The organism is Pyxidicoccus sp. MSG2, from assembly GCF_026626705.1.
Taxonomy (GTDB): Bacteria; Myxococcota; Myxococcia; order Myxococcales; family Myxococcaceae; genus Myxococcus.
Map to the genome: position 1 here is coordinate 6700610 of NZ_JAPNKC010000001.1, position 12999 is coordinate 6713608.

The window sequence follows — 12999 nt, forward strand, 5'->3', positions numbered from 1 at the left end:
GGAAAGCCCAGGCTCGCGGCCGGCACGTCCCTCTCGGGCTTGCCGGCCGCGTCCGTCATCCACGGGGCCTCAGGGCTTCTTGATGAACTTCAGCGCCGGCCTGTCGTTGCGCCCCTTGCCCGCGGCCTTGAGCGCGGCCGGGTCCAGGCCCGACAGGTACAGCGCCGTCGAGTACAGGTGGCCCGCGTCGGTGATGAAGCTGGTGGCGCTCTTCGTGCGGCCGGGGACGAGCAGGCCGGTGTCCGGGTCATACGCCGGGTCCAGCGTGCCGTCCGGCATGAGGGGGATGCCCTCCAGGGACGTGCTGCCCACGCGGCCGAACTGCGTGTTGCCGCGCACGGTGCCACCGAGGAAGGCCGCGCTGCTGACGCGCCAGTGCTGGCAGCAGTCCTGGGCCAGGATTTCGTCGTACTTCTGCGTGTCCGTCAGGGCGGCGTTGGCGAGGATGGACTCCACGTCGCCGGAGATGGTGCGGCCCATCTCCGAGGAGAGGACGATGGTGGTGAAGTCGTAGTAGCTCTTCCCCGTCGTCCCGTACGGCGTGGACTTGAGCTTCGACACCAGCGTCTTCAGCGGCAGCCAGAGGTTGCGGCGCATGGTGTCGCGCTGGTCCGCCTGGCCCTTGTTGCTCATGATGAAGCGGCGGTCTCGGTGCGAGTCGAAGTGGCGCAGGCCCCGGTTCTCGATGAAGAAGCCGATGGACAGCCCCTTCGTCATCAGCTCGTAGGTCATCAGCGCCTGCACGTTGGTGTTGGGCGTCTCCTTCGAGCGGGCGGGGTTGCCGTTGATGGACGAGGAGTCCGTCGCCTCGTCCGCCGCGGTGACGCCGAAGTCGGCGCGCAGCGCGCTGTTGGTGAAGAGGGTGCGCGGGTCCAGGTTGATGCTGCCGCCCGCGGTGAGCGAGCGGTGGATTTCCAGCGCGGAGGCGAAGGCCTTCACCGACTCGCTGTTCTTCTCGTCGAGGAAGTTCTGCTGGAGGTTGTCGGTGAACTGGCGGATGCGCGCGTCGCGCTGGCCCTGGGCCACGCTGCCCAGCGAGGACAGGCGCTCGCGCATGGCGGCCGGCGTCTTGCCGTAGATGGTGTGCGCGTGCACCGGGCCCAGCCGCTCGTAGTAGCCGGTGCCGTCCGGGTAGGACGGAATGGACAGCTCACCGTCCGACAGCCACCGGTGCCACGACACGTGCGGCAGCAGGAAGCCGTTGCCGTAGGCCTCGCAGAAGGCCTGCATCACGGTGCGCTCGTCCGGGTTGCGCTTGCCGGACAGGGACGCGCTGTACTTGCCGTAGTGGTACTCCCACCGGCCGCCCGAGTGGAACGTGTTGCCGTTGTGGCTGGAGACCACCGACAAGTCCGGGAACAGCTCCAGCCCGTCCTGCGCGAGGTAGCCGTACTGGATGTTGCCCTGCGTCTTCGGCGGGTCCAGCGGCGAGGTGCCGTAGCTCTTGGGGCGGTAGAGGTGCTTGCTCCACGCGGGGACGGGACGCAGCTCGCCCGCGGGGATGACGCGGACGGCGTCATTGGGCGTGTGGACGGGGTTGAACATGCTGTACCCGTCCCAGCCTCCCTCCTGGAACCAGTAGATGAGGAAGTGGGGGGCGGCGGCCTCGGCGGCGGCGGCCTCGGCCAGGCCCAGCTCCTTCTTCGTGCCCGGGACACCGAAGGCCCGGAAGAAGCGGAGCCAGTCCAGGGCGCTGATGGCGGTGCCGGCGGCGGCGCCGGCGAGGAATTGGCGGCGGTTCATCGCAGGTACTCCGGTGAGGTGGCGACGGCCTTCAGCACGGCCTTCAGGTTGCCGTGGCTCTCCTGGGTGACGTCCCAGAGGCGCTTGTAGACGACGCGCTCATCCTGCGTGTGGCGCATCTCCCGGCCGAAGAAGAGGGCGAACTGGGCATTGAGGGTGCGGCGCACGAAGGCCTCCTTCTTCACCGCCTGCGTGGCGAAGGCCTCCATGCCCTGGCCCTTGTACGAGTAGACGCCCACCAGCCCGCGGTCGCTGTCGTCCAGCGGCTTCCCCTCGATGTCCGTCGTCCGGTAGTTGCCCTCGTCGTCCCACTTGAGGCGCTGGTGCGCCAGCGGCGTGAGCGTCTGGTGGCAGGCGAAGCAGATGCTGTTGGGGTCCACCGTGGAGGCGGCCGTCGCGGCGCCGCGCATGTCGAACACTTCCGAGGGCACCTCGTACAGGGCGCCCATGAAGTCCGTCATCACCCGCGCCGCGTAGTTGTAGTGCGGCAGGCCGGGCTTGTTCTTGATGAAGCCCTTCATGGTGAGCACGCCCGTCTTCCCGTGCTCCGGCGTGCGCGCCACCTGCTTGAAGCCGTCATCCACCGAGTAGTCGCCGGTGAGCAGCTCCTGGAAGGGCTTCTCCTCCAGGACGAGGTGCGTCCACATGCGCGCGGGCTCGTCCGTGTCGGGCGTGCCCTCGCTCTCCGTGCGCACCCGCATCCGCTGGAAGTAGTACGTCTGGAAGTCGGGCGACTCGAGGTACGTGTCGACCAGGTCCTCCCACGACTTCGTGCCGCTCTCCAGCGCGGTGAACTCGGCGGCGGTGGGCGGGCGGCCCGTCAAATCCTGCGCCAGCTTCACCAAGAGCAGCCTGTCCCGCTCCTTGCCACTCAAGGCCTCGTAGGAGGGCGGCAGGGTGAAGAGGAAGTCGGGGGCGCGCATCAGCCCCTCGCACAGACCGCTCCACGCCTTGGGGAGGTTGGGCTCGAAGTCGTTGAGGTCCGTCACCAGCGCGTAGCCGTCGGTGCGCTCCTGCGCGGTGGCGGCGCGGTACAGCATGCGCCGGTAGAGGGTGTCCACCTTCGCCTTCGCCGCGTCCGCGCGCTGCGTGCCGGTGGCGGCCTCCGTGGGGCCGTACACCTGGAGCGCGTCCACGTGCAGGTTGCGGTCACAGACGCCCGTCTCGCCGTAGTCGTTGGTGAAGTGCACCGACAGCACGTGGCCGCCGGCCGCCACCGCCTGCGAGTGGACGAAGTCCGCGTAGGCCGTGTTGTTGGACACGTCCCACTCCTTCACGATGACGCCGTCCACCTTGAGTTGCAGGTGCGGCAGGTCCGGGCCGCACAGGTCGCCCTTCGCCTTCACCGTGAAGCGGTACGTGTTGCTGGTGGGGAAGGGGTAGGGCTGGGCCGTGGCGAGGCTGCCCGTGGTGTAGAGGTTCCACCCGGTGCTGCCCGACTTCCCGCCGGTGCTGGCCAGAATCTGCGTGCCGGCGGGGATGGTGGTGGCGTCCGTGCGCACGGCGAGCTCCATCTCGTACTGCTTCGTCGAGGGAGCGGGCACGTCCACCAGCGGCTGCGCCAGGTCCAGCCCGGCGAAGGGGCCCGTCTTGTTGGTGGCCGCCACCAGGCACACGTCCCGGGACAAATCATCCAGGCCGAGGAAGAAGTCCGCGGAGGCCGCGCGCGCCTCGACGAAGTGGTCCTTGTAGTCCACGCCCCCGAAGACGCCCACGTTCTGCGCGAAGCGGTCCACGCCGCCGCGCACCCAGGCGTCGTTGAAGACGGACTTCACCTTCCCCTTGAGCTGGTCGAAGCCGATGAAGGGGTTGTCATACGTGGCGACGGCCGGGCCGGTGTAGGGCTGGAGGAGGGCCGGGGGGAACTCCTCGTCCGGCTTCGCCGCGGCCGGGCGTGCCTCCACCGCCGCCAACTGGCAGGTGAGGCGGGCGACGTCGGCGATCTCCTGCTTGCTCCACGCCGGCTGGGCCTTGGGCATGCGCACCGCCTCGTCCTGGGTGACGAGGCGCGAGAGCAGCGAGCCGGACGCAGGCTTCATGAAGCCTGCCGCGCGCGCGGCGTAGAAGGTCTCCACGCCCTCGTAGCTCACCTTGAAGAGGCGGGCGGTGGTGGTGGCGTGGCAGGAGATGCAGCCGGACGTCTCGCGCACCATGGCCGGGTGCACCGTGCGCGCGAAGTCCTCGGCGATGCCCTGCAGCGTCACGCTCTCGGGGACGATGCCCAGGTCGCAGTCCAGGGAGCCGTCCTGCTGCACCGGTGGGTCTTCATCGCCGGGCGTGTCGCCCTGCATGTCGAGGGAGGCCTGGCCGTAGCAGCCGGCGGTGGACAGCGCGAGCACAGCGAGGGCACGGCACCACGGGCGCAGGGGGGATGCGCGCATGAGCCCTCCGGGAGGGGGGTGGGGGGTGACCCAAGGGTCTCATGATTGTCGAGTACAGAACCAGGGGGTTGCGTCGAAAGCTCAGGAATTCCCGCAAAGTTGCTGAAAATTTTCAGTTGAAACCATGGAGGGCAGGTGGGGAGACAGGCGCAGGCCGAGTGCTCGCGGCCGGGCGGGTGGGGCCCCAGCTTGAGAGGGTGGGAGGTGACAGCCATGGCGTGGCCAGAGTCGGCGTCGCCGTACGAGCGGCGCTCCATCGTTCAGGGCATGCGGGTGCGCGACGAGGACGGGAAGAAGCTGGGGCACGTGGCCCTCATCGGTCAGGAGCACCTGTACGTGCGGCGCTGGCCCTTCAGCCCGCACTGGACGGAGGTTCCGCTGTCCCGGGTGCGGCACGTGGCGCGGGGCGAGGTGTTGCTGGAAGGACGGAGCGCCGGCCGGCAGGTGGTGGCGTCCAGGTCGCTGCACGGGGAGATTCCCACGCAGACGCATCCGCTGACGGAGCCGGCGGGGTGGGGCGAAGCCCGTCCATGAGGCTGCACCCGACGGCGCACCCGCGGGCCCTCACGCGGGTGCGGCGCGGCGCGCCAAAGTGTGCTTCAAGGAGCCGCCATGTCTTCCTCCCTGTCACCCATTGACGCGCTGTCGCAGAGGGTGTCCGCCGCGTTCGCGGATCGGACGAAGCTGAAGGATTCGGCCCACGTGGCCGCCGTGCGCGAGACGCTGGCGCGGCTGGACTCGGGCGAGCTCCGCGTGGCGGAGAAAGGCCCGGACGGGTGGAAGGTCAACGCCTGGGTGAAGGAGGCCATCCTCCTGTTCTTCGCGGTGTCGGAGATGCAGGTGATGGAGGTGGGCCCCTTCGAGTTCTACGACAAGGTGCCGCTGAAGAAGGGCCTGGAGGCGGCGGGCGTGCGCGTGGTGCCCCCGGGCACGGTGCGCTACGGCGCCTTCGTGGAGCGGGGCGCGGTGGTGATGCCCGGCTACGTCAACATCGGCGCGCGCGTAGGCGCGGGCACCATGGTGGACACCTGGGCCACGGTGGGCAGCTGCGCGCAGGTGGGCAAGCACGTGCACCTGTCCGGCGGCGTGGGGCTGGGCGGCGTGCTCGAGCCGCCCACCGCGTCTCCGGTCATCATCGAGGACGGCGCCTTCCTGGGCAGCCGCTGCATCGTGGTGGAGGGCGTGGTGGTGGAGGAGGAGGCGGTGCTGGGCGCCAACGTGGTGCTCACCGCGTCCACGCAAATCATCGACGTCACGGGCCCGGAGGAGAAGGTCTACAAGGGGAGGGTGCCCGCGCGCAGCGTGGTGATTCCGGGCATGCGGGAGAAGCAGTTCCCCGCCGGGAAATACATGGTGCCGTGCGCGCTCATCATCGGACAGCGCAAGCAGTCCACCGACCAGAAGACCAGCCTCAACGCCGCCCTGCGCGACTTCGCCGTGCCCGTCTAGGCGAGAGAAATCCAACCGGGACCGCATTCCGTAGATAGGGTGGAGTGGGGTGGAATGTGACGATGAAGCACGTGGACGACATCCTGCCTGAGTGGGCGCTGGGCACCCTGGATGCTGGGGCCCGGGAGGCCGCCGAGCGGCACCTGGCCGACTGTGCCCGGTGCCGTGCCGAGGCGGCCCGGCTGCTGCCCGTGCGTGAGGGCCTCACCGCCCTGGTCGTCCCCGTGGAGCCTCCGCCCGAGGTGCTGGCGCGGGTGATGGCGCAGATGGAAGGCCCGGGGCGGCTCGCCCGCTTCGCGGACCGCGTGGCCGCGTTCTTCGACCTGACGCGCGAGAAGGCGCTGGCGGTGCTGGAGTCCGTGAGCGACCCGTCCGCGTGGATGCCGGGGCCGGTGGACGGCTCGGAGCTGCTGCCGGTGGAGGTGGGGCCCGCGCGCGAAGGGATGCTGGCCGGCATCCTCCGGCTGAACGCGGGCGTGCGCTACCCGCGCCACACGCACCACGGCCGCGAATGGAACCTGGTGCTGGAGGGCGGCTTCCGCGAGGACGACGGCCACGAGGTGTGGCCGGGCGAGGAGCAGGAGAAGTCGGAGAGCAGCGTGCACGGCTTCACCGCGCTGGACGGCCCGGCCTGCATCTGCGCGTCCCTGCTGGAGGGCGTGACGAGCTTCGAGGAGGAAGCCGCTTCGCCCGCGTGAGCGGTGTTCCGCGTCAGGGCCGCTCGCGGAAGACGGGCAGACCCTTGCGAAGGCGGTCGAAGAGCCCGAACCTGTCGAGCCGGGCCGGCTCTTCTTCCTCTTCCGCCTCGAACACCTCGTCGACGAACAGCTCCTTCAGACGCTCGGGCACCCCTTCGCCGTAGCCCTGGCTGTACGTGTCCATGTCGAAGTGATGCTCGGCCTGGACGGACGCCATGATGCCGTGGTCGTCCTCGATGACGACGCGCGCATGGATGGTGCCAGCGGCCAGCGTGTGGTCGTTGTAATAGGCGTAGACGACGTCGCGCGCGTGGAGGTCGCCCCGGAGGTTGATCTCCCCGTCCGTGTAGAGCGCGTGGCAGCGCACGTCCCCGAGGACGTTGACCTTCGAGTCGTTGTCCTGGTCCTTCAGCACGCCGTGGACGGTGAGGTTGCCCGTGACGCCGAAGGACCTGCCGATGTCGAGGTCGCCGTCCACCTCCAGGTCGCCGTGGTGGAAGAAGGGCTGGTCCAGCCTCAGCGGGCCCGCCAGGCGCAGGGGCCGCGGCGGCACGCCGACCGCATCCCGCAGCGCCGTCAGGAGGGCCAGGGCCCGCTCGGGCTCGCCGTAGCCGTGGATTCCGCTGACGAACTCCTGCGCCGAGTCCACCTCGTGCTCGAAGGGGAACCGGTTCTTCGGCACGGCGGCGCGCAGCGCGGCGCCGTCGACGGGGATGGGCGCGAAGGGGTCCGTCTCGTTCCGGGCGTAGGGGACGCGCGGCTGGCCTCCGGCGCGCTCCAGCAGGGCGATGGTGGCCTTGAAGCCCGCGGTGCGGTTGTTGGCCTTGACCCAGGGCTGGTCTCGCTGGCGCAGCGCGATGCCGAGCGGGGTGCGGCCGAGCTTGTCGAGCGTATTCACCTCGGCGCCCCGCGCGAGCAGCAGCTCGGTGATGGGCGCGTATCCATAGGAGGCCGCGCTGTGCAGCGGAGTCCCTCCGCCGTTGTCGCGCGCGTCCACCGGAGCGCCCGCGTCGAGCAGTTCCTTGTAGAGCGCCGCGCCGCTGAGACGGAATGCCCCCGAGTGGGAGTCCTTCACGTCGGAGGGCACCGTCGCCCCCGCCGCGCGCAGCACGGCGATGAGCTCCAGGGCGTGCCGCTCGTAGGCGGTGTCCTCGTTGAGGGGGACGGCGCGGAGGAGCGGTGTCTGGGCGTGCTCGTCGCGGGCATTGGGGTCCGCGCCCGCGGCGAGCAGCACGCGCACCACGTCGAGGCTGGGGTGCGGGTCGGACTTCGAGTAGGGCGCGAGCACGGCGGAGTGCAGCGGCGTCGAGCCATACCGGCCGCGCCCGTTCACGTCGGCGCCCTGCGCCAGCAGCTCCCGCACGGCGGCCGCGCTCAGCTCCGCCTTCCAGCGGCCTTTGTCTTCGCACAGGGAGAGCAGGGCCTGGGTCGCGTTCTCGGACATGCCACTGGATTACATTGCTGTCGCACCCCTGTCACAGGGAAACAGGCGCGGTGTCACGCCGTGAGGAGCACGTGTTTCCCTCGGAGACGGAGGCTTCGGGCGTGTGCACGGGGGTTGCAGAAGGGGTGGCCGGCGCACGCGAGTGCCGGCGCACGCGCCTCCTTTCCACCGGCAGACCCAAGAAGACTTCCATGCGTCCTTCTTCCCTCATCGCCGCCTGCGGCTTCGGCCTGCTCTCCCTCGTTGCCACGGAGGCCCGCGCGGAGGACTGCGCCACCATGCTCCAGCCGCACATCGAGTGGGTGCGCACCGGCGACGTCAACAGCCGCCTCTACGACGTGAACGTGCACGCTGTGTCCATCGTCAACGTGAGCGGCGGTGGCGCCCGCGGCCTCGCGTCGTCGCTCACCGGGCAGCTCACCACCTATACCGGCTCCATCTGCCGAATCGTGGGCGGTTACTGGAGCTGCACCCCGGCGAAGATTGGCAACAGCTCGGCCAATTCCAGCCAGGTCTTCAGCGACCGGAGCTACTGGACGGGTGACTGGAGCGTGGGCTGGCAGGACTTCTCGGCGTACGCCAAGGACTCGTGGACCCTCTCCGTCTCCTCGACGGGCGTGGTGACGATGCAGTCGAACACGTGGGGCTTCACCACCTCGGTGACGCCGACGGCCTGCGCGAATGGCGTGCTGTATGGCTTCGAGACGGGCGGCACCACGTTCTGGTCCTTTACCTTCGAGGACGTGAACAACACCATCTACTGAGTCACGCCGCGCGCACGCGGGGGCCGGGTGTCCCCGCGTGTCACGCTCCGCTCACTCGGCACCGGAGCCGACTGCATTCCGGGTGGCGCGGCGGTATGGTGCCCGCCGCATGTCTTCCCTAGAACTGGCCACCCGGCTCGCTCGCACCACGCTCGAGCTGTGCCGCATCCCCAGCCCCATCACCCACGAAGGCCCCATCGCCGACCATGTCGAACGTTGGGCCCTCCAGCACTTCAAGCGCGACGAGGTGTTCCGCGTCGGGCACACGCTGCTCCTCGGACACCTGGAGGACTCGCGTCCCACGGTGGCGCTCATCGGCCACCTGGACACCGTGCCCGCGCACCCGAGCGACCAGGGCCGCGAGCCTCGCATCGAGGGTGAGCGCATCTTCGGGCTCGGCGCCTCCGACATGAAGGGCGGCCTCGCGGTGATGATGGCGCTGGCCGAGGACCTGCGCCGCGACACGCTCCCCGTCAACCTCGCCTTCCTCTTCTACGAGCGCGAGGAGGGCGCCTACGCGGAGAGCGGCCTCATTCCGCTGTTCGCCCAGCGCCCGGACCTGGCGCGGGTGAAGTTCGGCATCGCCATGGAGCCCACCGACAGCGTGGTGCAGGTGGGCTGCGTCGGCTCCATGCAGGTGACGGTGCGCTTCACCGGGCGCAGCGCGCACTCGGCGCGGCCGTGGCAGGGGGAGAACGCCATCCACAAGGCGGGGCCGTTCCTCACGGAGCTGCTCGGCCGCCAGCGCGTGGAGGTGGATGTCGCCGGCTTCCCCTTCTACGAGGTCATCAACGCCACGCTGGCCAAGGGCGGCCGCGCGCGCAACGTCATCCCCGAGGCGTTCGAGCTGAACCTCAACTACCGCTTCGCGCCGGGCAAGAGCATCGAGCAGGCGAAGGAGGACGTGCGGGCGCTCGTCGCCGGCCGCGCGGAGGTGGAGTTCACCGACGCCTCGCCCAGCGGCCCGGTGGCGGCTGGCAATCCGCTGTTCAAGAAGCTGCTGGCGCTCACGGCCCTGCCCGCGGCGTCCAAGCAGGCGTGGACCGACGTGGCCCGCTTCGGTGAGTGGGGCGTGGACGCGGTGAACTACGGGCCCGGTGAGACGGCCCAGGCCCACCAGGCCAACGAGAGCGCGCCCATCCCTCCGCTGGCCGTGGCGTACGAGAAGCTCGCCGCGTTCCTCCAGGGCGCGGGCTGAGCGTGTCCCGGCCCTCGTGGCTCTCGCGCCTGCTGCCCGGGGGCTCGCGAGCTGGCGTCCCGCGACGCTGGCTCGGGCCCGTGCTGGTGCTGGCCGGGTACACGGTGCTGGTGCTCGTCTACACCGCGCAGCTGTCCGTCTACCGCGCGTCGCGGGGCGAGCCCTCCGGCTTCGGCGAGACGTTCATCGTGGGCGCCGTCGAGTGGTACAGCTGGGCCCTCCTCACCCCGCTCATCCTCGCCGTCGCGCGGCGGGTGCGCGCCACAGGGCGGCCCTGGCCCGTGCAGCTCGCGCTCCACCTGCCACCGGGGCTCCTCTTCGCCGTGGCGCACATGGCCCTGCACGCGGTGCTGCGCCATTGGCTGCTGGCGCCCGTGGGCGGCTGGCCCGCCTCGTGGTCGTACTTCACGTACATGCTGTCGAAGACCACCGACTTCGACCTGCTCATCTACCTGTCCCTGGTGGGGCTGGACGCGGCCGTGCGCTACTCGCGGCAGGTGCGCGAGGAGGCCGTGCGCGCCTCGCAGCTCGAGGCCCAGCTCGCGCAGGCGCAGCTCCACCTGCTGCGCAGCCAGCTCCGCCCGCACTTCCTCTTCAACACCCTCCACGCCATCTCCGCCCTCATGCACCGCGACGTGGAGGCCGCGGACCGCATGGTGGGCCAGCTCAGTGAATTGCTGCGCGCCAGCCTGGAGCGCGACGGCCGCCACGAGGTGCCCCTCTCGGAGGAGCTGGAGCTGCTCGCGCCGTACCTCGACATCGAGCGCACCCGCTTCTCCGACCGGCTCCACGTGGAGGTGGACGTGGCGCCCGAAGCTCGCGACGCGTTGGTGCCGCCGCTCCTGCTCCAGCCGCTGGTGGAGAACGCCATCCGCCACGGCATCGCCCCTCGCCGGGGACCTGGACGGGTGTGGGTCCGGGCTGTCCGCTCCGGAGAGCGGCTGTCCGTGGAGGTCCGCGATGACGGCGTCGGTCCACCGTCCTCGGGATTGGAGGGACTGCGCGAGGGCATCGGGCTGGGGAGTACGCGCGCCAGGCTGGAGCGGCTCCATGGGGCCGCGCATTCGATGACGCTGGCGGCCAATGCGCCACGCGGCTTCTCCGTGTCCCTCTCGCTGCCCTACCGGAGCGTCCGGCCATGAAGGTCCGCACCCTCATCGTCGACGACGAGCCCCTGGCCCGTGAGCGGCTGCGCGCCCTGCTGGCCCCGGAGACGGACCTGCACCCGCTGGCCGAGTGTGGCGATGGGCAGGAGGCACTGTCCGTCATCGCCCGCGAGCGTCCGGCGTTGGTGTTCCTCGACGTGGAGATGCCGGAGAAGGATGGCTTCGGCGTGCTCGCGGAGACGGCAGGGGCGCCTCCGCCCGTGGTCGTCTTCGTCACGGCATGGCCGCAGCACGCGGTGCGCGCGTTCGAGGCCGCCGCCGTGGACTACCTCCTCAAGCCCTTCACGGTGGAGCGCTTCCGGCGCACCCTGGTCCGCGTGCGCGAGCGTCTGGCCTCGCCACCGGTGGACCTGAGGCAGCAGCTCCAGCACCTGCTCCAGGAATTGCGGCCCGTGGCTCCGGGCTCCGAGCGCCTGGTGGTGAAGTCCGGCGCGCAGACGCTGCTGGTGCCGGTGGAGGACATCGACTGGGTGGAGTCCGCCGGCAACTACGTCACCCTGCACGTGGGCCGGGAGGAGCACCTGCTGCGCGAGACGCTGGCGGAGCTGGAGGCCCGGCTCGCGTCGCGCAGGTTCGCGCGCGTCCATCGCTCGGCGCTCGTCAACGTGGACCGCATCCACTCGCTGTCGCCCACGCTGTCCGGGGACCACCGGTTGTTGCTGCGCGACGGGCGGGAGCTGACGCTGAGCCGGACGTACCGTGCGCGGCTGGAGCAGGTGCTCGGTCATCCGTTGTGAGGAGGTCGGGCTCGCGGGGCTGATGCCCGCTGCGTCCCGTCACCGGGGGCACGCGGCTCGTCCCTTCCTTCCGCGCCTCATCCCATGGGCGCCCTTCCCGCCGGGTGCCTCCGTAGCTTTCCGGGGGCTGGGAGGCCAGGGCGCTTCCCCGGGAGGAAGACATGGGGCGCATCATCTCTGTGGGGCTGTTGGGACTCGTCACCGCCTGCGCAGCCGGGCGAGTGGAGCAGGGGCGCGAGGGGCGCGCGGTGCAATCGCCCTCTTTCGCCGCGTCCGCCGTCTCCGTCATGCAGGCGTATGACCTGGAGAGCCGCTTCCACGAGGCCGCGGACCTGGGACGCTTCGCCATTGAACGGGCCCGGCTGCTGAAGGACGCCGCCGGTGAGGCCCGCCTCCAGGCGGAGCTGGGCCGGGTCCTCACGCGCCAGCTCCGCCATGAGCCGGGGATGAAGGAGGCCGACGTGCTCGCTGTCCTCCAGCGCGCGCGGCAGCTCGCGGAGGCCTCGGGGGACCCGCGCGCGCTGGCCGCCGCGCTGGATGCGCAGGGCATGTTCCTCTACTGGAACAAGGTCGTCGCGGGGCGAGGCGAGTGGGAACCGGTGGTCACCCTCTTCGAGCGGGCCCAGGTGCTGGCAGGGGAGGCCGGAGACACGCGCGGCGTCACCGAGGCCCTCTTCCACCTGGGCCTCACCCGGCAGTTCCAGGGCGACACCGCGGGGGCGCGCGGCTTCTTCGAGCGCTCCCTCGCGCTCGCACGGGAGTCCGGAGACGCGCTCATGCAGTCGTATGATTTGCGGCACCTGGCCGACCTCTCGGAGAAGGACGGGGACCTGGACACGGCGCTCGCGCGGCACCGGGAGTGCCTGCGCCTGCGCGAGCAGGTGGGCTTCCGCACCGGTCAGGTGTTCGCGCTCATCACCCTGGCCCAGGTGCTCACCCTGCGCGAGCCCCGGAGTGAGGAGGCGCTCGCCGCCGTGCAGCGGGCACTGCGCATGGCCGAGGAGGTGAAGGACCCGGCGAGCCTGCGCGAGTCCCACGCCGCCCTGGGCCGCGTCCACCTGCGCCGCGAGGACGCCGCGTCCGCGCTCTCGCATCTGGAGCAGGCCATGGCCAACGCCGAGGCCCACCAGGACTGGCTCACGCTGGTGGATGTGCAGCTCGACGTGGCGAGGACACATGCCCTGCGGGGCGATACGGCGCACTTCGAGGAGTGGCTCCGTCGCGCCTGGACCCTCGCGACCGCGCGCGGGCTGGACGTCGTCGTGCTCGAAGACGTGGAGCGGCTCGGTCGCGAGCACGGCATCGCGCTTCGCTGAGCGGCGCCGCGCGTGTCATTCGTCCGCTGTCGTTCATCTGTATGGGTTCGCTGCATTGCGCGTGAGGGAATGGGCGTACCCTGCCCTGGCTTCACACGCTGTC

The 12999-nt window shown here is 70.6% G+C and carries 11 protein-coding genes; 8 read left to right on the forward strand and 3 right to left on the reverse strand.

Translation table 11 applies throughout. The features are described 5' to 3' along the window. Positions 1-69: 69 nt before the first annotated feature. Together OV427_RS26415 and OV427_RS26420 are read right to left on the reverse strand one after the other, a co-directional pair. Positions 70-1743 carry a DUF1501 domain-containing protein gene (locus OV427_RS26415; RefSeq protein WP_267858946.1) on the reverse strand — a complete coding sequence of 558 codons (1674 nt, stop codon included), beginning with the start codon at positions 1741-1743 and terminating at the stop codon, positions 70-72. After that, entirely contained in the window at positions 1740-4124 is a 2385-nt protein-coding gene (locus tag OV427_RS26420; protein WP_267858947.1) for a carbohydrate-binding domain-containing protein, read from the reverse strand. Before OV427_RS26420 ends, OV427_RS26415 begins: the two co-directional genes overlap by 4 nt. A gap of 213 nt (positions 4125-4337) precedes the next feature. Here OV427_RS26420 and OV427_RS26425 point away from each other — a divergent pair, with 213 nt between their 5' ends. The 3 genes from OV427_RS26425 to OV427_RS26435 all read left to right on the forward strand — a co-directional run bounded on the left by OV427_RS26425 (position 4338) and on the right by OV427_RS26435 (position 6271). Continuing rightward, complete coding sequence (locus OV427_RS26425; RefSeq protein ID WP_267858948.1) at positions 4338-4658, forward strand: hypothetical protein; 321 nt, start codon at positions 4338-4340, stop codon at positions 4656-4658. Positions 4659-4748: 90 nt separating this feature from the next. Further along, a complete protein-coding gene (locus OV427_RS26430; protein ID WP_267863479.1) occupies positions 4749-5573 on the forward strand; it encodes a 2,3,4,5-tetrahydropyridine-2,6-dicarboxylate N-succinyltransferase in 825 nt (274 codons plus the stop codon). 62 nt (positions 5574-5635) lie between these two features. Further along, complete coding sequence (locus OV427_RS26435; RefSeq protein WP_267858949.1) at positions 5636-6271, forward strand: cupin domain-containing protein; 636 nt, start codon at positions 5636-5638, stop codon at positions 6269-6271. Positions 6272-6284: 13 nt separating this feature from the next. On the opposite strand, the gene OV427_RS26440 is transcribed toward OV427_RS26435, so the two are convergent. After that, positions 6285-7715 (reverse strand): ankyrin repeat domain-containing protein, encoded by a 1431-nt coding sequence (locus OV427_RS26440; RefSeq protein ID WP_267858950.1) that lies wholly within the window; start codon positions 7713-7715, stop codon positions 6285-6287. Between the two features lie 191 nt (positions 7716-7906). Between OV427_RS26440 and OV427_RS26445 the strand changes: the two genes are divergently transcribed. From OV427_RS26445 to OV427_RS26465, 5 genes are all read left to right on the forward strand, one after another. Continuing rightward, positions 7907-8479: a hypothetical protein gene (locus tag OV427_RS26445; protein WP_267858951.1), complete on the forward strand. Its 573-nt coding sequence runs from the start codon at positions 7907-7909 to the stop codon at positions 8477-8479. Between the two features lie 109 nt (positions 8480-8588). Then, positions 8589-9677 carry a succinyl-diaminopimelate desuccinylase gene (gene dapE, locus OV427_RS26450; protein WP_267858952.1) on the forward strand — a complete coding sequence of 363 codons (1089 nt, stop codon included), beginning with the start codon at positions 8589-8591 and terminating at the stop codon, positions 9675-9677. A gap of 2 nt (positions 9678-9679) precedes the next feature. Continuing rightward, a complete protein-coding gene (locus OV427_RS26455) occupies positions 9680-10819 on the forward strand; it encodes a sensor histidine kinase (protein WP_267858953.1) in 1140 nt (379 codons plus the stop codon). Next, a complete protein-coding gene (locus OV427_RS26460) occupies positions 10816-11580 on the forward strand; it encodes a LytR/AlgR family response regulator transcription factor (RefSeq protein ID WP_267858954.1) in 765 nt (254 codons plus the stop codon). The genes OV427_RS26455 and OV427_RS26460 overlap by 4 nt, the downstream gene beginning before the upstream one ends. Positions 11581-11741: 161 nt before the next feature. Then, the gene (locus OV427_RS26465; protein ID WP_267858955.1) at positions 11742-12896 is read left to right on the forward strand and encodes a tetratricopeptide repeat protein; all 1155 of its coding nucleotides are present in this window, start codon (positions 11742-11744) and stop codon (positions 12894-12896) included. Positions 12897-12999 lie beyond the last annotated feature (103 nt).